At 70.5% G+C, this 21420-nt stretch carries 20 protein-coding genes; 11 read left to right on the forward strand and 9 right to left on the reverse strand.

The window, feature by feature from the left end:
* Positions 1–34: 34 nt before the first annotated feature.
* The 3 genes from trpS (at position 35) to MJ607_RS18230 (ending at position 2622) form a co-directional block, all read left to right on the forward strand.
* On the forward strand, positions 35–1039 hold the full coding sequence (gene trpS / locus MJ607_RS18220; protein ID WP_308193860.1) for a tryptophan--tRNA ligase: 1005 nt from the start codon (positions 35–37) through the stop codon (positions 1037–1039).
* On the forward strand, positions 1039–1605 hold the full coding sequence (locus MJ607_RS18225) for a GNAT family N-acetyltransferase (protein WP_243077031.1): 567 nt from the start codon (positions 1039–1041) through the stop codon (positions 1603–1605). Before trpS ends, MJ607_RS18225 begins: the two co-directional genes overlap by 1 nt.
* Positions 1606–1749: 144 nt before the next feature.
* On the forward strand, positions 1750–2622 hold the full coding sequence (locus tag MJ607_RS18230; RefSeq protein WP_243077032.1) for an Fpg/Nei family DNA glycosylase: 873 nt from the start codon (positions 1750–1752) through the stop codon (positions 2620–2622).
* A gap of 128 nt (positions 2623–2750) precedes the next feature.
* Here MJ607_RS18230 and glpK read toward each other — a convergent pair whose 3' ends face one another.
* From glpK to MJ607_RS18260, 6 genes are all read right to left on the reverse strand, one after another.
* Positions 2751–4268, reverse strand: coding sequence for a glycerol kinase GlpK (glpK, locus tag MJ607_RS18235; protein ID WP_243077033.1), 1518 nt, complete (start codon positions 4266–4268; stop codon positions 2751–2753).
* Positions 4269–4323: 55 nt separating this feature from the next.
* Entirely contained in the window at positions 4324–6048 is a 1725-nt protein-coding gene (locus tag MJ607_RS18240) for a glycerol-3-phosphate dehydrogenase/oxidase (protein ID WP_243077034.1), read from the reverse strand.
* A gap of 187 nt (positions 6049–6235) precedes the next feature.
* Positions 6236–7555 carry an ABC transporter substrate-binding protein gene (locus tag MJ607_RS18245; protein WP_374238076.1) on the reverse strand — a complete coding sequence of 440 codons (1320 nt, stop codon included), beginning with the start codon at positions 7553–7555 and terminating at the stop codon, positions 6236–6238.
* A 55-nt stretch (positions 7556–7610) separates the two neighbouring features.
* The gene (locus MJ607_RS18250) at positions 7611–8537 is read right to left on the reverse strand and encodes a carbohydrate ABC transporter permease (RefSeq protein ID WP_243077036.1); all 927 of its coding nucleotides are present in this window, start codon (positions 8535–8537) and stop codon (positions 7611–7613) included.
* Positions 8534–9445 (reverse strand): carbohydrate ABC transporter permease, encoded by a 912-nt coding sequence (locus tag MJ607_RS18255; protein ID WP_243077037.1) that lies wholly within the window; start codon positions 9443–9445, stop codon positions 8534–8536. Before MJ607_RS18255 ends, MJ607_RS18250 begins: the two co-directional genes overlap by 4 nt.
* A complete protein-coding gene (locus tag MJ607_RS18260) occupies positions 9442–11457 on the reverse strand; it encodes a beta-galactosidase (RefSeq protein WP_243077038.1) in 2016 nt (671 codons plus the stop codon). The genes MJ607_RS18255 and MJ607_RS18260 overlap by 4 nt, the downstream gene beginning before the upstream one ends.
* Before the next feature lie 144 nt (positions 11458–11601).
* On the opposite strand from MJ607_RS18260, the gene MJ607_RS18265 reads away from it, so the two are divergent.
* From MJ607_RS18265 to MJ607_RS18295, 7 genes are all read left to right on the forward strand, one after another.
* Positions 11602–12621, forward strand: coding sequence for a LacI family DNA-binding transcriptional regulator (locus MJ607_RS18265; protein WP_243077039.1), 1020 nt, complete (start codon positions 11602–11604; stop codon positions 12619–12621).
* Between the two features lie 306 nt (positions 12622–12927).
* On the forward strand, positions 12928–13998 hold the full coding sequence (ribD, locus tag MJ607_RS18270) for a bifunctional diaminohydroxyphosphoribosylaminopyrimidine deaminase/5-amino-6-(5-phosphoribosylamino)uracil reductase RibD (protein ID WP_243077040.1): 1071 nt from the start codon (positions 12928–12930) through the stop codon (positions 13996–13998).
* On the forward strand, positions 13998–14711 hold the full coding sequence (locus MJ607_RS18275; RefSeq protein ID WP_243077041.1) for a riboflavin synthase: 714 nt from the start codon (positions 13998–14000) through the stop codon (positions 14709–14711). Before ribD ends, MJ607_RS18275 begins: the two co-directional genes overlap by 1 nt.
* Positions 14708–15997, forward strand: a complete 1290-nt coding sequence (gene ribA / locus MJ607_RS18280) for a GTP cyclohydrolase II (protein WP_243077042.1) — start codon at positions 14708–14710, stop codon at positions 15995–15997. Before MJ607_RS18275 ends, ribA begins: the two co-directional genes overlap by 4 nt.
* Complete coding sequence (ribH, locus tag MJ607_RS18285; protein WP_243077043.1) at positions 15994–16491, forward strand: 6,7-dimethyl-8-ribityllumazine synthase; 498 nt, start codon at positions 15994–15996, stop codon at positions 16489–16491. Before ribA ends, ribH begins: the two co-directional genes overlap by 4 nt.
* Before the next feature lie 39 nt (positions 16492–16530).
* Entirely contained in the window at positions 16531–16884 is a 354-nt protein-coding gene (locus MJ607_RS18290) for a Fe-S protein (protein ID WP_243077044.1), read from the forward strand.
* A 193-nt stretch (positions 16885–17077) separates the two neighbouring features.
* Positions 17078–18190, forward strand: a complete 1113-nt coding sequence (locus MJ607_RS18295; RefSeq protein ID WP_243077045.1) for an LLM class flavin-dependent oxidoreductase — start codon at positions 17078–17080, stop codon at positions 18188–18190.
* Between the two features lie 148 nt (positions 18191–18338).
* On the opposite strand, the gene MJ607_RS18300 is transcribed toward MJ607_RS18295, so the two are convergent.
* Genes MJ607_RS18300 through MJ607_RS18310 form a run of 3 tightly spaced genes read right to left on the reverse strand, consistent with a single transcriptional unit; the run spans position 18339 to position 21033 of the window.
* The gene (locus tag MJ607_RS18300; RefSeq protein WP_243077046.1) at positions 18339–19160 is read right to left on the reverse strand and encodes an ABC transporter permease; all 822 of its coding nucleotides are present in this window, start codon (positions 19158–19160) and stop codon (positions 18339–18341) included.
* Positions 19157–20053: an ABC transporter permease gene (locus MJ607_RS18305; RefSeq protein ID WP_243077075.1), complete on the reverse strand. Its 897-nt coding sequence runs from the start codon at positions 20051–20053 to the stop codon at positions 19157–19159. Before MJ607_RS18305 ends, MJ607_RS18300 begins: the two co-directional genes overlap by 4 nt.
* Positions 20054–20091: 38 nt before the next feature.
* Positions 20092–21033 (reverse strand): ABC transporter ATP-binding protein, encoded by a 942-nt coding sequence (locus tag MJ607_RS18310; protein WP_243077047.1) that lies wholly within the window; start codon positions 21031–21033, stop codon positions 20092–20094.
* A 156-nt stretch (positions 21034–21189) separates the two neighbouring features.
* Between MJ607_RS18310 and MJ607_RS18315 the strand changes: the two genes are divergently transcribed.
* Complete coding sequence (locus MJ607_RS18315; RefSeq protein WP_243077048.1) at positions 21190–21402, forward strand: AsnC family protein; 213 nt, start codon at positions 21190–21192, stop codon at positions 21400–21402.
* Positions 21403–21420: the final 18 nt, after the last annotated feature.

Genomic DNA, 21420 nt, shown 5'->3' on the forward strand with positions numbered 1-21420 from the left:
CGGGTGAGGCATCCATCTTGAATAGGATTGCCGGGTGACGAAACCGCGCCTCTATTCCGGCATGCAGCCCTCGGCCGACTCCCTCCAGATCGGCAACTACATCGGGGCGCTCATGCAGTGGCGCGACCTTCAGCAGTCGTACGACGCGTTCTTCTCCGTCGTCGACCTGCACGCGCTCACGCAGCCGAACGACCCCGCCGAGCTCCGCGCCAAGACCCGTCGAACGGCGGCGCAGTACATCGCGGCGGGCATCGAGCCGTCGAAGTCGACGCTCTACGTGCAGTCGCACGTTCCCGCCCACACCGAGCTCGCGTGGATCCTCTCGACGCTCACGGGCTTCGGCGAGGCCGGGCGCATGACGCAGTTCAAGGACAAGTCGTCGCGGTACGGCGCGGATGCGACATCCGTCGGTCTGTTCACGTATCCCGTGCTGATGGCGGCCGACATCCTGCTCTACCAGACCGACATCGTGCCGGTCGGCGACGACCAGAAGCAGCACGTCGAGCTCACGCGCGACCTCGCGGAGCGGTTCAACAGCCGGTACGGCGAGACCTTCACGGTGCCGATGCCCGTCATCCAGAAGGAGACGGCCCGCATCTACGACCTGCAGAACCCGACGTCGAAGATGTCGAAGTCGTCCGAGTCGGATGCCGGCACCCTCTGGCTGCTCGACGACCCGGCCGTGTCGGCGAAGAAGGTCATGCGCGCGGTCACGGACTCCGAGGGATCGGTGCGCTACGACCGCGAGGGCAAGCCCGGCGTCTCGAACCTGCTCGTCATCTACGCGGCGCTCAGCGGCCGGCAGATCGGCGCGATCGAGGACGAGTTCGCGGGCCGCGGCTACGGCGACTTCAAGAAGGGCCTCGCCGAGGTCGTCGTGAACGAGTTCGGCCCGGTGCGCGCTCGCGCGCTCGAGCTGCTCGACGACCCCGCCGAGCTCGACCGTGTGCTCGCCGCCAACGCGGCCAAGGCCGAAGAGGTCGCGCGCGGCACGCTCGCCGACGTGTACGACAAGATCGGGCTGCTCCGGCGCGTGTGATGGAGGTCGTCACCCTGCGCACGGCACGGCTCGAGCTGTCGCTGCCGCACGACGGCGACATCGACGCCGTGTTCGCGGCCTGCCAGGATCCCGACATCCGGCGGTACACGCCGGTCCCGTCGCCGTACGAGCGACGGCACGCGGAGGAGTTCGTCCACCGCGTCGCGAAGCACTGGACCGACGGCGTCGACCAGACATGGGCGATGCGCGACGGCGCAACGCTCGCCGGGATGATCGGGCTCTACCGCCACGCCGCCGGCGCCGCAGAGATCGGCTTCTGGGTCGCCCCGGGATCACGGGGGCGCGGGCTGGTGACCGAGGCTGCGGCATCCGTCATCGACTGGGGCTTCTCGGCCGAAGGGCTCGACCTCGACCGCATCGAGTGGCGCGCGGTGGTCGGGAACATCGCGTCGGCGCGCGCCGCGCGGACGCTCGGGTTCCGCTACGAGGGCACGCTCCGCCAGGCGCTGCGCAACGGCGTGGGAGATCGCGACGACGGCTGGATCGCGGGCCTCCTCGCGACGGACGACCGCACGCCGCAGACCTGGGGCGTGCTGGGCGCGTGAGGCGCGCGGGCGCCGTCCCGGCGCGATCCCGCGAGCCCGCCGCGTGCGAGTGACGAGAGTCGCGGCATCCCGAGCCTGATGCCGACGAGTCTCGACGCCTGAACCACCGGGCGCGGCGTCTGCGCCGCGTGCGAGGATGGGCGCATGCCGGAGATGCCGGAGGTGCAGGGGCTCGTCGACTTCCTTCGCGAGCGCGTGACGGGGCTGGAGATCACCCGCGTCTCGGTCGCGAACATCGCGGCGCTCAAGACGTACGACCCGCCCGTGCAGGCGCTGCAGGGTTCCGAGATCACGGGAGCGGCGCGGCACGGGAAGTTCCTCGACCTGAGCGCGACCACCGAGGCGGGGTCCGTGCACCTCGTGTTCCACCTCGCGAAGGCGGGCTGGCTGCGCTGGTACGACCAGCTTCCCGCGACGCTCATCAAGCCGGGCCGCACGCCCATCGCGCTGCGCGTCGCGCTGAGCGACGGATCGGGGTTCGACCTCACCGAGGCGGGCACCAAGAAGTCGCTCGCGGTCTACGTCGTGCGCGCGCCATCCGACGTGCCGGGCGTCGCGCGCCTGGGTCCCGACCCCCTCGACCCCGCGTTCGGCCGCGCCACGTTCGCCTCGCTGCTGGCGGGCAAGCGCACGCAGATCAAGGGTGTGCTGCGCGACCAGATGATCATCGCGGGCGTCGGCAACGCGTACTCCGACGAGATCCTCCACGCCGCAAAGATGTCGCCGTACGCCCTCGCGGCGAGTCTGGATGAGGCCGACGTCGACCGTCTCTACGCCGCGATGACCGAGACGCTCGCCGAGGCTGTGGCCGAGGCATCCGGCAAGCCGCCCGCCGAGTTGAAGGATGCCAAGCGGCGCGGCATGCGGGTGCACGGCCGGCGCGGCGAGACGTGCCCCGTGTGCGGTGACACAGTGCGCAGCGTCTTCTTCGCGGACAACTCGCTCGAGTACTGCCCGACGTGCCAGACGGGCGGCAAGATCCTCGCCGACCGGCGTCTGTCGCGCCTGCTCAAGTAGGCCGACGGCTCGGTCGGACCGCGCATTCCGGCGAGTCGCCGGAATCGGCAGGTGCGCGCCGCGCATTCTGGCGAGTCGCCGGAATCGGCGAGTGCAGACCGCGCGAGGACGCGAACGGGAGCGGCGTGTCAGGCCGTGACGTCGGCGTCGACCCAGTCGAGGGCGCGCGACACGGCCTTCTGCCACAGCCGGTAGCGGCGGGCCCGCTCGTCGTCGGGCATCGCGGGCTCGAAGCGAACGTCCTCCCGCCAGTGCTCGCGCAGTTCGTCGAAGCCCGACCACAGGCCCGTCGCGAGTCCGGCCGCGTAGGCGGCGCCGAGCGCCGTCGTCTCGACGACCTTCGGGCGGATGACCGGCACTCCCAGGATGTCGGCCTGGAACTGCATGAGCAGCGCGTCGCGCGTCATCCCGCCGTCGACCCTCAGCTCGGACACCACGCGGCCCGTGTCGCCGATCACCGCGTCGATGACGTCGCGCGTCTGGAACGCCGTCGACTCGAGGGCTGCGCGCGCGATGTGGGCGCGGTTGACGAAGCGCGTGAGACCCACGAGCGCGCCGCGCGCGTCGGGGCGCCAATATGGGGCGAAGAGCCCCGAGAACGCGGGGACGAAGTAGGCGCCGCCGTTGTCGTCGACGGTCGCCGCGAGCGTCTCGACGTCTTCTGACCGCTCGATGATGCCGAGGTTGTCGCGCAGCCACTGCACGAGCGATCCCGTCACGGCGATCGAGCCCTCGAGCGCGTAGCGGGCCGGATCGTCGGCGCACCGGTAGGCGACCGTCGTGATGAGTCCGTGCTGCGAGCGCACGATCTCGGTGCCGGTATTCACGAGCAGGAAGTTGCCCGTACCATAGGTGTTCTTCGACTCGCCCGCGTCGAACGCGGCCTGGCCGAACGCGGCAGCCTGCTGATCGCCGAGGATGCCTGCGATCGGGATACCGCGGGCGATCCCCGGCAGCTGCGCCACGCCGAGCACCTCGGACGACGAGCGGATCTCGGGCAGCATCGCGCGCGGGATGTCCCACACGGCGAGCAGCTCGTCCGACCAGTCGAGGGTCTGCAGGTCCATGAGCAGCGTCCGGCTCGCGTTCGTGACATCCGTCACATGGATGCCGCCCCGCCCGCCGCCCGTGAGGTTCCAGACGACCCACGTGTCGGGCGTGCCGAAGAGCAGGTCGCCCGCCTCGGCCGCCGCGCGGGCCCCGGGCACGTGCTCGAGGATCCAGGCGATCTTGGAGGCGGAGAAGTAGGTCGCGAGGGGAAGCCCGGTCTGCTCCGCGAAGCGGTCGACGCCGGCCTCGGCCGAGAGGCGGTCGATGTGCTCCTGCGTGCGGGTGTCCTGCCACACGATCGCATTGGCGACGGGCCTGCCCGTGCGGCGGTCCCAGACGATCGCGGTCTCCCGCTGGTTCGTGACGCCGATGCCGACGACATCGCCCGCGCCGAGTCGCGCGCGCGACAGCGCCGACGCGACGACCCACTCGGTGTTGGTCCAGATCTCGACGGGGTCGTGCTCGACCCACCCGGCGCGCGGGAGCACCTGCGAGTGCTCGCGCTGGGCCGTCGCGACGATCGCGCCGCGCGCGTCGAACACGATGGCCCTCGTCGAGGTCGTCCCCTGATCGATCGCCAGGACGTGGTCGGCCACGGCGCCTCCTCTTCGAGTTCGTCGGGATCCGCCCGGCAGGGGCGGTGCGGTCAGGCTATCGGTCTGCCGAGACGGCCGAGGATGCCGCGGGGCCCGCGGGGTCGGCCGCGTGGACGCGGGCGATCGCCCGCTCGACCTCGGCGAGGCGCCGGCGCGGACTCCACCCGAGGACGGGCGCGATGGCCTCGGCGATCTCGGCCGCCGACTCCTCGGTCGCCTCGCCGACGAAGGCGAGGCTCGTGCGCCGCAGCAGGATGTCGTCGAGGTGCACGACCGACTCCGTGCGGGCGAGATGCCGCAGCTCACCGGTCGAGTAGGACGGCACCGTCTCGAGGGGTCGATCGTCCTCGTCGTCGGCGATCGCCTCGATGACGTCGACGGCGACCGTGCCGTAGCGGTCGAGGAGCGTCTCGGCCCGATCGGGGCCGAATCCGCCCTCGTGGGTCGCGATCCACTGGCGCCTCGTTGCTTCGGTCGTCGGGTAGCCGCGGCCGCCGCCGATCGGCGTGCGCTTCGTGGAGCGCAGCCGGGGGCGGGAGAGCACTGCGAGCACGCGGTCGGCGAGGTGCTCGGCGGACGCGCGGAACGTCGTCCACTTGCCGCCGACGAGGCTCAGGACCGTCGTCCCAGGGCTTCCCTCCAGGGGCGCCGTCTCCACGCGGTAGTCGCGCGAGACGAAGCCGGGAGCGACATCGCCGTGCCCGGGGAGAGGACGCACGCCCGCGAACCGGAACACGATCTGGGAGCGATCGACCCGGATGTCGGGCAGCACGTTGCCGATGAGATCGATGAAGTAGTCGACCTCCTCGTCGGTGCACACGATGGGGTCGTCCATGTCGTGCTCGAGATCCGTCGTGCCCACGAGCACACGGCCCTTGATCGGATAGATCAGGACGATCCGGCCGTCACTGTGCTCGAAGAAGAGCTCGCGTCCGCCGGTCGCCGCGAGCAGCTCGGGGTTGTCGAGCACGACGTGCGAGCCCTTCGTGCCGCCCATGTAGGAGGTGGGGTCGCCGAGCGCCGCATTGGTGAGGTCGGTCCAGGGGCCCGTGGCGTTGACGACGACGGATGCCGCGAACGGCGTCTCCTCGCCCGTCTCGAGGTCGCGCAGCAGGATGCCGCCGCCGGCGACCCCGACGGCCGCCGTGTAGTTGGCGGCGCGCGCCTTCCCGCGGCCGGTGGCGATGCCGTCGCGGAGGACGTCGATCGCGAGCCGTTCGGGATCGTGCAGCGAGGCATCCCAGTACGTCGCCGTGTACTTGATGTCGGGATTGAGGTGCGGGAGCGCGGCGAGCGACTTCGCCCGACCGACGAAGGAGTGGCGGGGCACGCGCCCGCCACCGCGCGAGAAGGAGTCGTACAGCACGAGCCCGACCTTGATGAGCAGTGCGCCGCGCTCACGGTGCGCCTTGCCGCCGTGGCGCAGGAAGCGCAGGGGCGCGCTCAGGACGCCCGAGAAGGTCGAGTAGATCGGGATCGTCGTCTGCAGCGGCCGCACGAAGTGGGGCGCGATCCGCAGGAGCGCGTTGCGCTCGGTGACGGCCTCGTGGACGAGGCGGAACTCGCCGTTCTCGAGATAGCGGATGCCGCCGTGGATCATGTGCGAGGAAGCCGCCGATGCGCCGCTCACGAAGTCGGCGCGCTCGACCAGGGCGACGTCGACGCCCTGCAGCGCGAGGTCGCGGAAGGTCGCGAGACCGTTGATGCCGCCGCCGATGATGAGCACGTCGGCGCGCGGACGCGCCACGAGCTGCTCGAAGCCGGTTCCTGCCTCTGTCATGTGCCGCACTCCCCCTCTTCCAGGCTACTTCCGCCGCACGACACCGGCTCCGGCCGTGCGGTGATTCCCATGATCCTTCCGGGGAGACCCCGGTCGCCGGCCGCGGACGCCGGCCACCACCCCCGCCCCGCGGGCACCGACGCTGACGCCGAGGCTCGCGAGGCGGGGGTCGTGGATCATCCGGCTGCTACTTCGCGACCGGGATCGACTGGGCCTCGAGGGCCGCGATGGTCGACTGCTGGGCCGCGGCGAGCGCGTCCGCCAGCGTGCCCGAACCCGAGACGGCCGCCTTGAAGCCGTCCGAGACGTCCGCGTAGGTCTGCGTCATCGTGGGACCCCAGACGAAGTCGGGGTTGACCTCGCCGGCGGCCTGCGCGAAGACTTCGTAGATCTTCTGCCCTCCGTAGAACTCGACGCCCTCCTGCAGTGCGGGCAGGTCGAGTCCGGCCTTCGTGGCGGGGTAGATCGCCGCTGTCTCGTTGAGCGACGTGAGCGCCTCGTCGGACGTGTTCAGCCACAGCGCGAACTTCGCGGCCTCATAGAGGTGGTCGGTGCCCTTGAATACCGCGATGGACGAACCGCCCCAGTTGCCTGCCGCGCTCTCGCCGGCCTTCCACTGCGGCCCCTGCGCGACGGACCAGAGTCCCGACGTGTCGGGCGCGCCGCTCGCGATGGAGTTGGCACCCCAGACGGCGGAGTTCCAGGTCCACACCTCGCCCGAGTTGTAGGCGTTGTTCCACTCGTCGGTCCAGGCGGGGTACGTCGAGACGAGGTCGTTCTCGATGAGGTCCTGCCAGTAGTCCGCGACAGTCGTCGACGCGTCGCCGGTCAGGTCGACCGTCCACTCGTCTCCGTCGTTGGCGAACCACTGCCCGCCCGCCTGCCACACGAAGCCCGCGAACTGGTTGATGTCGGTCTGCGAGAAGTTCGTGATGTAGCCGCCGAGCTCGCGGACCTTGACCGCAGCCTCGCGGTACTCGTCCCACGTCGTCGGGACCGCGATGCCGTTCTGCTCGAACAGGTCGCTGCGGTAGAACAGGGCCATCGGGCCGGAGTCCTGCGGAACGCCGTAGACCTCGTCGGTCGTGCCGAGCGTGACCTGGCCCCACGTCCAGTCCACGAACTGGTCGGCCGCCGCGACGACGTCCTCGCACGCGGCGAGGTCTTCGAGGCCGTCCTGCACGCGGAAGTTCGGCAGCGCGTCGTACTCGATCTGGCCGAGGTCGGGCGCGTTGCCCGCCTCGAGCTGGTTGAAGAAGTTCTGGTAGGTGCCGGCGTTGCCCGAGGGACCGGTCTGAACCTCGACCTGGATGTCGGGGTTCGCGTCGTTCCAGAGGGCGACGGCATCCTCGATCCCGGGGATCCACGATGTGAAGGTGAGCGTGACATCCTCACCGGCCGGCTCGCAGGCGCCGCTGGAGGAGGCGTCGTCGCCTCCGGCCGCGGAGCATCCCGCGAACGCGAGTGCGCCCGCGGTGAGCAGGGCGACGGTGGCCGCTCGTCTCATGTGCTGCATTTCTTCTCTCTCTCGGTTGGCCGTCGGGGGTGCCGACGGGGGTTTCTCACTTCAGCGCGCCGGTCCCGAGACCGGTGCGCCAATACCTCTGAAGCAAGAGGAACGTGATGATGAGGGGGATGACCGACAGCAGCGACCCGACGAGCACGAACGTGCGCAGCTCGGGGAACTGGTTGATGGTCGAGTTCCACGCGTAGAGCCCGAAGGTCACGGGGAAGAGCTCCTCGCTGCGCAGCATGATGAGCGGCAGGAAGAAGTTGTTCCAGATCGAGACGAACTGGAACAGGAACACCGTGACCAGGGCCGGCATCATGAGCCGGATCGACACCGTGAAGAACGTGCGGATCTCGCCCGCGCCGTCGAGACGGCTCGCTTCGATGAGCTCGTCCGGGACGGATGCCTCGGCGAAGACCCGCGCGAGGTAGACGCCGAAGGGGCTCACGATGCTCGGGAGGAGCACCGCCCAGTAGGTGTCGGTGAGCCCCACGCGGCTGAAGAGGAGGAACAGCGGCAGGGCGAGCGCCGTCGCCGGGACGAGCACCCCGCCGAGCACGGTGTTGAAGAGCGTCTCGCGGCCCGGGAACCGGTATTTCGCGAGGGCGTAGCCGCACATCGCGGCGATGACCGTGGCGAGCACGCCACCGACGCCGGCGTAGAGGACGCTGTTGAGCATCCACTTCAGGTAGACGCCGTCGTTGTAGGCGAAGAGCCCCGTGATGTTCTCGATGAGCTGCGGGTCGGCGAACCACAGGGGGTTCGTCGTGAAGAGCTTGCCGCGGCTCTTGGTCGAGGCGACGAAGAGCCACCACAGCGGAATCAGGAAGTAGAGCGTGAAGACCGCCATGACGGTCATGGCGCCCGCGCGCCCGAGGATGCTCTCGCGCGGTCCGCTTCCGGTCGCGGGGCGGCCTCCGCGACGGCCCGTCGTGATGACGCGCGTGTCGGCGGTGTCGGTGAAGCTGGAGGCGGTCATGCGCCCTCCCCCCGTCGGCTGAGCTTGAGGAACGTGAACGAGAGCACGAAGGTCGCGAGCGCGAGCACGACCGAGAACGCGGCCGCGAGCGACACGTTCGGGATCGCGCTGGTCGCGTAGATCGTCATGTTGGGCGTGTAGGTGCTCGTCACGGCGGAGCTGAAGGCGCGGAAGGTCTGCGGCTCGGCGAGCAGCTGCAGCGTGCCGATGATCGACAGGACGCCTGTCAGCACGAGCGCGGGGCGCACGAGCGGGATCTTGATCGACCAGGCGATGCGGGCCTGCCCGGCGCCGTCGATGCGCGCCGCCTCGTAGATCTCCTGCGGGATCGCGAGCAGCGTCGAGTAGATGATGAGCATGTTGTAGCCGACGAACACCCACGTGACGACGTTCGCGATGGCCCACAGCACCCACTCGGCCGACATCAGGTCGACGCTGCTGGTGAGCGCCGTGAAGGGCGAGAGGTTCGGCGAGTAGAGGAAGCCCCACATGATCGCCGCGATGACGCCGGGCACGGCGTACGGCACGAAGAAGGCGAGCCGGAAGAACGGCTTGCCCTTGATGAGCGGCGAGTCCAGGAGCAGTGCGAACAGCAGGGCGAGCCCGAGCATGACCGGCACCTGCACGACGCCGAACAGCAGCACTCGGCCGACCGAGGTCCAGAATGCGGTGTTCTGGAACACGAGCAGATACTGCTGGATGCCGCCGAAGACCTCGCGCGCTTCGCCGAACGTGCCCTCGCGCTCGATCACCAGGAGCGACTGCCACACGGCGTAGCCGATGGGGATGAGGTAGAAGAGCAGGAACAGCACGGCGAACGGCGCGACGAAGGCGATGATCGCCTTCTTGTGTGGCACATGCCGACGGCGTGCGACCGCCGGCGCCGATGTGGACGTCTGGGTCGTCATGCGACCAGCTCCTCTCGTACGATGCGCACGGCGCCGCCGGGCACCTGTGCGACGCCTGCCACCGGCATCCCGGTGATGAGTTCTGTTCCGCTCGCCTGCACGGATGCAGCCGCCGACCCGTGGTTGACGACGAAGAGGTACGACGTGTCGCTCCCGCGGCGCCGGACCACCTCGAGCGCACCGTCCGCGCCCGTCGCGGGTGCGGCCGGGCGCACGTCCGCGGCGTCCGCGAGCCGTTCGATCAGGCTGCGATACGCGTCGGGGGCGAGGTGCGTCGCGGCATACCAGGCCTCGCCGTCGCCCCACGCGTTGCGCGTGATGGCGGGCCGCCCCTGCGAGGGACCGTCTGCGAAGGATGCCGCGACGGCGGCCGTCGTGACGCGCGAGCGCTCCGACCACAGGGTCGCGCTCGAGCCATCCGTGAGGGTCAGCGTCTCGCCCGGCGCGACGGGGGCGAACTCCTCGACGCGGATGCCGAGCGCCTCGCGGAGCGGCCCCGTGTAGCCGCCCGCCCAGACGCGGTCCTGCTCGTCGACGGTGCCCGAGTAGTACGTCACGAGGGCGATTCCGCCCGCTGCGATCCAGTCGGTCAGGACCGCCGCCTCCGCGGCGCGCAGCAGGTGCAGCCCCGGGACGACGACGAGGCGGTAGTCCGACAGGTCGGCGCCCGGCGCCACGACATCCACCGTGATCCCCGCGGCGTGCAGCGCCCCGTAGGCTGCGTGCACCTGGTCGAGGTAGCCGACGGCCTGGCTCGGCCGCGACTCGGTCTGCGTCGCCCACCACGACTCCCACGAGAAGACGAGCGCCGCGTGCGCCTCGACGCGGGTGCCCGCGACCTCTTCGAGTCGCTCGACGATCCCGCCGAGCTCGACGACCTCGCGCCAGAGGTCGGTGTCGGTTCCCGCGTGCGGGAGCATCGCGGAGTGGAACTTCTCGCTCCCCTGCAGGGACGCGCGCCACTGGAAGAAGCAGACGCCGTCGGCGCCGCGCGCGACGTGCGTGAGCGAGTTGCGCAGGAGCTGGCCCGGCGCCTTCGCGAGATTGAGCGGCTGCCAGTTGACGGCGCCGGTCGAGTGCTCCATGAGGATCCAGGGCGCACCGCCCGAGAGGCCGCGTGAGAGGTCCGCGGCGAACGCGAGCTCGGCGGTCGAGTCGGCGAGCCGGCCGTCGAGGTAGTGGTCGTTCGCGATGACGTCCATGTCGGCCGCCCACGACCAGTAGTCCATGTTCTCGATGTGCGCCGTGACCATGAAGTTGGTCGTGACGGGCTTGTCGCTGAACCGGCGGATGACCTCGGTCTCGGCGCGGTAGTAGCCGAGCAGCTCGTCGGAGCTGAAGCGGTGGAAGTCGAGGGACTGCGCGGGGTTGCGGCTCGAGAGGGTCGCGCGGGGCGGGAGGATCTCGTCCCACTCGGAGTACGTCTGGCTCCAGAACGCCGTCCCCCACGCCGTGTTGAGCGCCTCGAGCGTGCCGTACCGGCGGTGCAGCCAGAAGCGGAAGGAGTCGGCGCTCACGTCGCAGTAGCAGAGCGCGTTGTGGCATCCGAGCTCATTGGAGACGTGCCACAGCTCGACGGCGGGGTGGTCGCCATAGCGACGGGCGACCGCCTCGACGAGCCGCAGTGCCGCGTCGCGGAAGAGGGGCGAGCTGGGGCACCAGGCCTGGCGTCCACCCTGGTAGCGGCGCGTGCCGTCCTCTGCCATGGGCAGGATCTCGGGATACCGGCGCGTGAGCCACGCGGGCGGCGACGCGGTCGCGGTGCCGAGGTTGATGCGGATGCCGGCCGCGTGCAGCAGGCGGATGATCTCGTCGAGGCGCGCGAAGTCGAACTCCCCCGAGCGCGGCTCGATGTGCGACCACCCGAAGATGTTGACGGCGACGAGATCGACTCCCGCCTCGGTCATGAGGGCGATGTCCTCGTCCCAGACGTCAGGCGTCCACTGCTCCGGGTTGTAGTCGCAGCCGAAGGCGATGCCCCGGTGCGAGAAGGAACGGGCGGTGGAAGTCATTCGATCCTCTGGTCTGTGAACGTGCACAGACTAGACCGTTGAATCTCAACGATGAGTTTCTGTGAACGTGTACAGAGTAGGAACCCGACTCCCTCCTGTCAACACGGCAATCCAAATCTGTGCTCGTGCACATAGGATCGTGGCGTGGAGAGCAACGGTCGCCGCCGCCCAGCCACGGTGAAGGACGTCGCCGTGGAGGCCGGCGTGTCGCGCGGCACCGTGAGCCGGGTCCTCAACGGGCAGCCCTACGTGTCGGACGAGGCGCGGGAAGCCATCGAGGCCGCCATCGCCAAGGTCGGGTTCGTCCCGAACCGCGCCGCGCGCAGCCTCGTTATGCGCAGCTCTCAGGCCGTCGGCCTCATCGTGCACGAGCCGCACTCGCTCTTCGTCGAGGATCCGAACATCGGATCGATCCTGCTCGGCGCCAACGCCGCGCTGTCCGAGGCCGACTACCAGCTGTCGTGCCTCATCGCCGATTCTCCCCGCGACATCGAGCGGCTCTCCCGCTATCTGCACGGCGGACTCATCGACGGCGTCATCATCGTCTCGGCCCGCGTCGGCGATCCGATCACGCGCGCCGTCGCCGACCTCGGCATCCCGGCATCCTTCGTGGGAAATCCCCGCGACATCGGCGATTCGCCGCACGTCACGATCGACAACCGGGGCGCCGCCCGCGAGATCACGGCGCGCCTCGCCGCAACGGGGCGCGCGCGCATCGGCATGATCGCCGCCGCGCTCGACCGGGACTCGGGCGCGGACCGCCTCGCGGGCTTCGTCGATGCGCTCGGCGCACGCTTCGACCCGCAGCTCGTGCAGAGCGTCCCGCTGTACTCCTACTCGGAAGGGCAGGCGGGCATGCGCGAGCTGCTCGCGCGCTGCCCCGACATCGACGGTGTCTTCGCCTCGAGCGATGCCGTCGCGGCGGGTGCGATGGAGGTGCTCAAAGAGGCGGGGCGCTCGATCCCCGGCGACGTCGGCATCGTCGGATTCGACGACAGCACGTGGGCGCTGCGGTGCGACCCTCCCCTCTCGACCGTGCATCAGCCGGCGACCGAGCTGGGCCGGGCAGCGGCGGAGTCGGTGCTCCGCCAGATCCGCGGCCAGGACGCCGACGCCGGGCTGCGCGTGCTCGAGTGCCCCGTTGTGTGGCGCGCGTCGGCCTGACGTTTCTCGGATGGCGCGGCGCCACACGGCGAAACGGAATGAATCGCCCGCCGGCGCGTTTACTACAATCGAGAGCATCGACGTGCTCCGGGGTCGGTGAGAATCCGAACCGGCGGTGATAGTCCGCGAGCCGAGGCATCCGCTTCCCGTCCGGGAAGCGCGCCGAAGCCGATCCGGTGGAAATCCGGAACCGACGGTGATGCAGTGCACATGCGCTGCGAGTCCGGATGGGAGGCGCACGGGCGACGCGGCGTATGCCGTTGTCCGCCCTTGCCTGTGACCCCGCAAGCCAGGCAGGGAAGACGGATGAAGGTCACCGACGTGGAGCAGGGCGCCATGCGCCGCGCTTTCGCGCTCGCCCTCAACGGGCCCCGCGGGATCAACCCGCAGGTCGGCGCCGTGCTGCTGTCGGCCGATGGCCGCGTGATCGCCGAGGGCTGGCACCGCGGTGCGAGCACTCCGCACGCCGAAGTCGACGCGCTTTCGAAGCTCTCACCCGGCGCCGCGCGCGGCGCGACCGCGGTCGTGACACTCGAGCCCTGCAACCACACGGGCCGCACCGGCCCCTGCGCCGAAGCGCTCATCGCGGCGGGCGTCGCCCGTGTCATCTACGCCGTCGACGACCCGGGCGATCACTCCTCCGGCGGCGGCGAGCGGCTGCGCGCCGCCGGCGTCGACGTCGTGCCCGGCCTCCTCGCCGACGAGGGCGCGGCGCTGCTGGACTCGTGGCTCACGGTGCAGCGCCTCGGCCGCCCGCACGTCACGGTCAAGTGGGCGCAGAGCCTCGACGGCCGGGCCGCGGCCTCCGACGGCACGAGCCAGTGGATCACCGGGCCCGAAGCGCGCGCCGACGTCCACCGTCGCCGTGCGCTGGCCGACGCGATCGTCGCGGGCACGGGCACCGTGCTGGCCGACGACCCTGCCCTGACGGCTCGGGATGCCGCGGGCGCGCTTCTCCCGCACCAGCCGCGCCCTGTGGTGCTGGGCATGCGGCCCGTCCCCGAGGGAGCTGCCGTGCTGCAGCATCCGCTCCCCCTCCTGCAGTACGACGGACGCGATCTGCGCGCGACGCTCGCCGACCTCCGCGACCGCGGCGTGCAGCGTGTCTTCGTCGAAGGCGGCCCCGTGATCGCGAGCGCCTTCCTGCGCGCCGGACTCGTCGATGAGGTGCTCGCGTACGTCGCGCCCGTGCTGCTCGGGGGCCACCGGCTCGCACTGGGCGACATCGGCGTCGGGACGATCGCCGACGCGCAGCGCCTCGACATCGTCTCGATCGACCGGCTCGGCGACGACCTGCTCGTCGTCGCGGCACCGCCGACCGCCCCGCCCCTCGCCGTCGGCGCCCCCGCACGCACACACGAAGAAGGAGACGCCTGATGTTCACAGGGATCGTCGAAGAGATCGGCGAAGTGACGGATGTCGCAGCCTCGGGCGACGGCGTGCGCCTCACGGTGCGCGCACCCAAGGCCGTGTCGGACGCGGGGCACGGCGACTCGATCTCGGTGAGCGGCGTATGCCTCACGGTCGTCGATCAGGGCGAGGACTGGTTCACGGCCGACGTCATGAAGCAGACCCTCGACATGTCGACCCTCGCGGGCGTCGCGAGCGGCCGTGCCGTCAACCTCGAGCGCGCGACGCGCGCCCACGGACGCCTCGGCGGACACATCGTGCAGGGCCACATCGACGGCACGGGCGAGGTGCTCGAGGTGCGCGACGGCGCGCAGTGGCGCGTCGTGCGCATCGCGGTGCCCGGCCACCTCGCGCCCCTCGTCGTCGACAAGGGCTCGATCGCGGTCGACGGCGTCTCGCTCACCGTGAGCTCCGTCTCGCCCGCCGGCGCCGCGCAGCAGTGGCTCGAGGTGTCGCTCATCCCCGAGACCCTCGAGGCCACGACGCTCGGAGCGCGCACTGCCGGCGACCGCGTCAACCTCGAGACCGACATCCTGGCGCGCCATGTGCAGCGCCTGCTTTCTTTCGCGGCACCGGCCGCACCCGCGCTCCGCGTGGCCGCATTTGGAATCCCCGCGGCCGATGCCGCCCTCGCAGACCCCGCGGCGGATGCCGCGGCCACGGAAGGAGGCTCTCGATGAGCCTTGCCACCATCCCCGAAGCCCTCGAGTCGCTGCGCGCGGGACGCCCCGTCATCGTCGCGGACGACGAGAACCGCGAGAACGAGGGCGACGTCGTGCTGTCGGCCGAGCTCGCGACCCCCGAGTGGGTCGCGTGGACGGTCCGCTGGTCGAGCGGCTTCATCTGCGCGCCGATGCCCGCCGAGTGGGCCGACCGCCTCGACCTGCCGCCGATGGTCGCGGTCAACGAGGACGCCCGCGGCACCGCGTACACCGTGAGCGTCGACGCCGCCGACCGCCAGTCGACCGGCATCAGCGCCTCGGACCGCGCGCACACCCTCAACGTGCTCGCCGATCCCGCGTCGACGCCGACGAGCGTCATCCGTCCCGGGCACATCCTGCCGCTGCGCGCCGTCGACGGCGGCGTGCGCGAGCGCGGCGGCCACACCGAAGCCGCTGTCGACCTCATGCGTCTCGCGGGCCTCAAGCCCGTCGGCGCGATCGCCGAGGTCGTCGCCGAGGACGGGTCGATGATGCGGCTGCCGGGGCTCATCGATCTCGGTGCGCGCGACGACGTGCCCGTCATCACGATCGAGCAGCTCGTGGCCTACCTTCAGGAGAACGAGCCCGTCGAGACGCCCGCGCACTCGGCGCACAAGCGCCGCGTGAGCCTGCGCGCCGAGGCCAACGTGCCGACGGCGCACGGCGCTTTCCGCTTCCTCGCCTACAAGGACCGCATCACGGGCACCGACCACGTCGCGGTCGTCTCGGGCGAGCTCGAGGACGCCCCTCTTGTGCGCGTGCACTCGGAGTGCCTGACCGGCGAGGCGTTCGACTCGCTCAAGTGCGAGTGCGGCCCGCAGCTGCAGGCGGCGCTGGATGCGATCGAGCAGGACGGCGGCGTCGTCATCTACATGCGCGGCCACGAGGGTCGAGGCATCGGCCTCATCAACAAGCTCCGCGCGTACAGCCTTCAGGAGCGCGGCCTCGACACCGTCGACGCGAACCTCGCGCTGGGCCTGCCTGCCGACGCCCGGGACTACGCGGCAGCCGCCGGCATCCTCGCCGACCTCGGCGTCGAGAAGGTGCGCCTGCTCACGAACAACTCCGACAAGGTCAAGCAGCTGCGCGAACTGGGCCTCGACATCGTCGAGCAGGTCCCCCTGCTCGTGGGCGTCGGCCCGAACAACCACCAGTACCTCGCCACGAAGCGGGACCGGATGGGTCACATCATCGACGAGCAGGAACTCAGCGACGCCCTCGCGCAGATGAAGGAGTCGCACCTGGCAGGAGGAGCAACCGCATGAGCGGCAAGGGAGCGCCGATCACCGGCGGCACGGACGCGACGGGCCTGGACATCGTCGTGATCGCCGGCACGTGGCACGACGTCATCACGGACGGGCTCATCGCGGGGGCCGAGCGGACGCTCGACGCCTCAGGCGCCTCGTGGCGGCTCGTGCGCGTGCCCGGATCGTTCGAGCTGCCGGTGGCCGCGAAGGCTGCGCTCGATGCCGGAGCCGACGCCGTCGTGGCGCTCGGCGTCATCATCCGGGGCGGAACGCCGCACTTCGACTTCGTCTCGAACGCGGCGACCGACGGCCTGACCCGCGTCGCGCTGGACACGGGCAAGCCCGTCGGATTCGGGGTGCTGACCCTCGACGACGAGCAGCAGGGCATCGACCGGGCGGGACTGCCCGGCTCGAAGGAGGACAAGGGCGCCGAGGCCGCGGATGCCGCGATCCGCACGGCGCTCGTCCTGCGCGAGCTGCGCGCCGCGCAGCTCCGGCCCGCCGGCTTCTGACGGCTCCACCTTCAGCCTTACGTAAGGTAGCCTGAGGCCATGGAGATCCTGCGCCACGTCGTTCTGCTCGTCCACCTCACCGGCTTCGCGATCCTCTTCGGCGCGTGGGTCGTCGAACTCGTGAGCGGCCGCCGCCAGGTGACGCGCCTCATGAGCTGGGGCCTCGCGATCGCAGCGGTCGCCGGCCTCGCCCTCGCGGCGCCGTGGGGCATCGAGTACGACCTGAACTACACCAAGATCGGCGTCAAGTTCGTGATCCTCCTCGCGATCGGCGCGCTCCTGGGCATCGGCACGGGCCGCCAGCGCAAGACCGGCTCGCTGCCGCCCGCGATCTTCTGGTCGGTCGGCATCCTGACCTTCGCGAACGCCGCCATCGCGGTGCTCTGGCGCTGACGCTTCCCCGCACCACGTAGAGCGGATGCCGCCCCTCGGGGTCGCGGCATCCGCTCTTCTCTTTCCCGCTCTCCCCACTCCCGTCCGCCGTCGGCCCGGTCGACGTCACACAGTGACACGCGGGTCGGCCGGGCATCGCGGGTGCTCGTAGTCTGATCCGGCGCCGGACCCGTGGCGCGAGCGAGGAGCGATCATGTCGGAGCAGCAGAAGGTCGTCCTGGACTGGTTCCTGCCACTCACGGGCGACTCGCGCACGAATCTCGCGCTCGGCAGCGCGACCGACAACGACCCCGCGCGGCTCAACGCGGCATCCCGTCGCCCCGACCTGCCGTATCTGTCGCAGATCGCGCAGGCCGCCGAGAATCTCGGCTTCGAGTCGGTGCTCGTCCCCACGGGCGGCGGCAACGAAGAGAGCTGGACGATCGCGACGGCCCTGACGCAGCACGCGCGGCGGCTCGAGTACCTCGTGGCCGTGCGACCGGGGCTCGTATCGCCGACACTGCAGGCGCAGGTCACCGCGAGCTTCCAGAACGTGAGCGGCGGGCGGCTGCGCATCAACCTCGTCGCGGGCGGCGAGGATGCCGAGCAGCGGCGCTTCGGCGATCGCATCGGCAAGGAGGGGCGCTACGCGCGGGCCGCGGAGTACGTCACGCTCCTGCGCCGCCTGTGGACGGGCGAGCGCGTGACCCACCGCGGTGAGTTCTTCGACATCGAGGACGCCTACATCCCGCAGCTCGCGAAGATCCCCGAGGTCTACCTCGGCGGATCATCGGATGCCGCGATCGACGTCGCGGCGGAGCACGCCGACGTCTACCTGACGTGGGGAGAGCCCCCGGCGCAGGCGGGCGAGAAGATCGCGCGCGTCGCCGAGCGAGCGGCGGCGCACGGCCGCACGCTGCGCTACGGCGTCCGGCTGCACGCCATCGCGCGCCCCACGTCGGACGAGGCCTGGGCGATCGCCGACGGGCTCGTCGCGGGGCTCGATCCCGAGGTCGTCGCGGATCGCCGCGCGGCGTTCGCGGCATCCGGATCCGAAGGCCAGCGCCGTCAGTTCGCCCTCACCGACGGCGGCACCTCGCGCGGTGAGCTCGAGATCCACCCGGGCCTGTGGGCCGGTGCGTCGCTCGTGCGCGGCGGCGCGGGGACAGCGCTCGTGGGCAGCTACGCCGAGGTCGCTGCGCTCATCGAGGAGTACCGCGCGGTCGGGTTCAGCGAGTTCGTGCTGTCGGGGTATCCGCACCTCGAAGAGGCGTACTGGTTCGCCGAGGGCGTGCGCCCCGAGCTCGCGCGGCGCGGCCTGCTCTGAGCACGGTCCTCACGACATTCGGACGATTGCACGAGATTCGGATGCTGTGCGCCGAATGATCCGATTCAGGCGCACTCGTCCGCACTTCGCGGGTCGGGAGCCGCCGACTCGGCTTCGACCGCTCGGCAGCGTGCTGATCGTGGTGCCGTCAGTCGAGGAAGAGTGCGCGCAGGCGCTTGGTCGTGAAGATCAGGCCCACGGCGATCATCACGAGGTAGTACAGGACGTGCCACCACATCGCGGGCGCGAGGACACCCGTCGTGAGGCCGCGGATCAGCTCGACGCCGTGCCACAGCGGAAACGCCATGACGATCGTCTGCACCCACTCGGGGTAGACCGTGATGGGGTACAGCGTCGCCGAGAACAGGAACATCGGCAGCAGCACGAGGTTGATCCAGTCCATCTGCTGGAACGTCTTCATGTAGCTCGTGACTGCCATGCCGAGCGCCGCGAAGCCGAACGCGATGAGCAGCACAGCGGGGATCGCGAGGATCGCGGTCGGCGCGAGATTCAGGCCCAGGATCTGCATGATGATCATGAAGCCCGTCGCGTAGAGCAGTCCGCGCAGCAGCGCGTAGAGGATCTCGCCGAGCGCGACGTCGAGCGGACCGAGCGAGGTCGCGAGCATGCCCTCGTAGAGCTTGCCGTAGTTGAGCTTGAAGAAGACGTTCCACGTCGAGTCGTAGATCGCGCCGTTCATCGCCGAGACGGCCAGGAGCGCGGGCGCGATGAACGCCGCATACGACACCTCGACCCCGCCGGACGTCTCGACGTCGCCGATGAGCGCACCGAGGCCGAGTCCCATCGACGCGAGGTACAGGACGGGCTCGAAGAACCCCGAGACCACCACGACCCAGCTCGATGAGCGAGCCGCGACGAGCCCGCGCTGCACGACCGCGCCGGGGTTCCCCGCCCACAGGGCCCGCACGCCGCCGCGACGGGTCGGGGCATCCGTCGTCGTCGCCGTCATTTCGCGAGCCTCTTCGTGAAGACGCGGCGCCCCGCGATGAATCCGCCGACGGTCAGGACGAGCAGGTAGGCGAGGTGCACCCACGCGAGCGGCTCGGCGGACCAGTCGCCGTAGGTCACGATGCGGCCGAGCTCGGACGCGTGCCACAGCGGAGAGATCCACCCCACCCACTGCAGCCAGAGCGGCAGCACGGCGAGCGGGTAGAAGGTGCCCGAGAAGAGGAACATCGGCATGAAGACGAACCGCTGCACGAGGGCGAACTGCCCCTTGTCGTCTTCGAGGGATGCCGCGTATGCCATCAGCGGAATGCCGAACGAGAGCCCCGCGAGCACGCCGATCGGGATCATGAGCCACGACGTCGAATCCGCTGTCGCGTCGGGGTACAGCCACGCGAAGAAGACCCAGATGAAGACGTAGTAGAGCCCCACCGTCAGCAGCATGCGCGCCGCGGCGCCCAGCACGACGCCCGCCGCGATCTGCGGCGAGGACAGCGCCGACGAGCTGAACCCGAAGAAGTACCGCCGCCACTTGAACCCCGCCATCACGGGGTAGGTGAACTCCTCCGACGCGACCGAGATCGCCGCCGTCATGAGCAGCGCCGGCGCGACGAAGACGAGATACGGAACCTCCATGCCGCGGTCGTCGACGGGCGCCTGGATGAGGGCCGCGAGCCCGACCGCGAGCCCGAGGAGGTAGAGGATCGGCTGCCCGACGGCTCCGACGATGATCGTCCAGCCGTACGCGCGCATCGCGCGGACCATGTGCTCCGTGACGTACCAGGTGCCGAGACGGCGCGGCTTGCGCCCCCATTCCATCGCCTCCGCGCGGAGCTCTTCGAGGGTCGGCTGCGCGAGGGCGGATGCGGCTCCCGCGGCGCCGCCGGGACCCGGCATCCCGTCCCCCGTGTCGCCGCCGGACTGACTCGGGTCGCTCATTCGATCAGCGACCTTCCCGTCAGGCGCAGGAACACGTCCTCGAGGCTCGAACGGCGGACGAGCGACGTGAGCGGCTCGAGCCCCGCGTGCGTGACGCGCTCGAGCGCCTGCTCGCCGTTGGACGCGTAGATGAGGATGCGGTCGGGCAGCACCTCGATGCGATCGCCGATGCCCTGCAGCTGCGGCGCGACCTCGGCGTTTCGATCCGAGCCGAAGCGCACCTCGAGCACCTCGCGGCTCGAGTGCTCGCGGATGAGCGACGCAGGGGTGCCCTCGGCCATGATGCGGCCCTTGTCCACGACGATGAGACGGTCGCACAGCTGCTCGGCCTCGTCCATGTAGTGCGTCGTCAGGACGAGTGTCGTGCCGCGCTCCTTGAGGCGGAAGAGGCGGTCCCAGAGGACGTGGCGCGCCTGCGGGTCCAGACCCGTCGTCGGCTCGTCGAGGAGCAGGATGCGCGGGTCGTTGATGAGGCCGCGCGCGATCGTGAGGCGCCGCTTCATGCCGCCCGAGAGCTGGTCGACCTTGCTCTTCGCCTTGTCTTCGAGAGCCGCGAAGGCGAGCAGCTCGTCGGCCTTCTCGTGGCAGACCTTGGCGGGCAGGCCGAAGTACCGGCCGTAGATGTAGAGGTTCTCGCGGGCGTTGAGCTCGCCGTCGAGGTTGTCCTGCTGGGGCACGACGCCGAGGCGGGAGCGGATCTCGGGCCCGTACTGATCCGGGTCGAGACCCAGGATCGAGAGGTCGCCGCGCGTGCGGGTCGAGACGGCGCCGACCATCTTCATCGTGGTCGACTTGCCCGCGCCGTTGGGGCCCAGAAGGCCGAAGGACTCGCCCGGCGCGACCTCGAAGCTCAGCCCGTCGACCGCGAGGAAGTCCGGCTTGCCCTTGACCTTGTAGGCCTTCACGAGATTCTTGGCTTCGATGACAGGGGCAGGCACCGGACAACCCTATCCCCGGCCTCCGACGCGGGCGCGGGCATCCCGAGGTCCCGTCCGCCGGCCTGCAGCCGCGCCGCCCGGTCTCCCGGGCTTGGGATGCGGATGCCGTCAACCTGAGTTGACGACATCCCGAACCGTCAACTATGGTTGACGACCATGAGCGACGACATCCGCACCGCGATCGCCTCGGCACAGGGCGGCGACCCCCTGCCGGAGCTGCGGCGGCTGCGCGCTCTGCACGCCGAACTCGCGCGCGCCGAAGCCGAGCAGGTGCGGCGGGCGCGAGGCCTGGGCTTCTCGTGGGTGGCGATCGCCGACGCCCTCGGAGTGAGCAGGCAGGCAGTCCACAAGAAGTACGGTCGAAGGTAGGGCCATCGCCCTCCTCCC

This window comes from Microbacterium sp. SS28 (assembly GCF_022761035.1).
Taxonomy (GTDB): Bacteria; Actinomycetota; Actinomycetes; order Actinomycetales; family Microbacteriaceae; genus Microbacterium.

What these genes read in the sequence shown, in the direction of transcription:
- MJ607_RS18245 (WP_374238076.1), bottom strand. Translation starts at nt 7,555, where the DNA reads ATGAGACGAGCGGCCACCGTCGCCCTGCTCACCGCGGGCGCACTCGCG.
- ribA (WP_243077042.1), top strand. Translation starts at nt 14,708, where the DNA reads ATGAGCCTTGCCACCATCCCCGAAGCCCTCGAGTCGCTGCGCGCGGGA.
- MJ607_RS18260 (WP_243077038.1), bottom strand. Translation starts at nt 11,457, where the DNA reads ATGACTTCCACCGCCCGTTCCTTCTCGCACCGGGGCATCGCCTTCGGC.
- MJ607_RS18240 (WP_243077034.1), bottom strand. Translation starts at nt 6,048, where the DNA reads ATGACAGAGGCAGGAACCGGCTTCGAGCAGCTCGTGGCGCGTCCGCGC.
- MJ607_RS18250 (WP_243077036.1), bottom strand. Translation starts at nt 8,537, where the DNA reads ATGACCGCCTCCAGCTTCACCGACACCGCCGACACGCGCGTCATCACG.
- MJ607_RS18305 (WP_243077075.1), bottom strand. Translation starts at nt 20,053, where the DNA reads ATGCCGGGTCCCGGCGGCGCCGCGGGAGCCGCATCCGCCCTCGCGCAG.
- ribH (WP_243077043.1), top strand. Translation starts at nt 15,994, where the DNA reads ATGAGCGGCAAGGGAGCGCCGATCACCGGCGGCACGGACGCGACGGGC.
- MJ607_RS18230 (WP_243077032.1), top strand. Translation starts at nt 1,750, where the DNA reads ATGCCGGAGATGCCGGAGGTGCAGGGGCTCGTCGACTTCCTTCGCGAG.
- ribD (WP_243077040.1), top strand. Translation starts at nt 12,928, where the DNA reads ATGAAGGTCACCGACGTGGAGCAGGGCGCCATGCGCCGCGCTTTCGCG.
- MJ607_RS18255 (WP_243077037.1), bottom strand. Translation starts at nt 9,445, where the DNA reads ATGACGACCCAGACGTCCACATCGGCGCCGGCGGTCGCACGCCGTCGG.
- MJ607_RS18290 (WP_243077044.1), top strand. Translation starts at nt 16,531, where the DNA reads ATGGAGATCCTGCGCCACGTCGTTCTGCTCGTCCACCTCACCGGCTTC.
- MJ607_RS18315 (WP_243077048.1), top strand. Translation starts at nt 21,190, where the DNA reads ATGAGCGACGACATCCGCACCGCGATCGCCTCGGCACAGGGCGGCGAC.
- MJ607_RS18300 (WP_243077046.1), bottom strand. Translation starts at nt 19,160, where the DNA reads ATGACGGCGACGACGACGGATGCCCCGACCCGTCGCGGCGGCGTGCGG.
- MJ607_RS18275 (WP_243077041.1), top strand. Translation starts at nt 13,998, where the DNA reads ATGTTCACAGGGATCGTCGAAGAGATCGGCGAAGTGACGGATGTCGCA.
- MJ607_RS18295 (WP_243077045.1), top strand. Translation starts at nt 17,078, where the DNA reads ATGTCGGAGCAGCAGAAGGTCGTCCTGGACTGGTTCCTGCCACTCACG.
- MJ607_RS18225 (WP_243077031.1), top strand. Translation starts at nt 1,039, where the DNA reads ATGGAGGTCGTCACCCTGCGCACGGCACGGCTCGAGCTGTCGCTGCCG.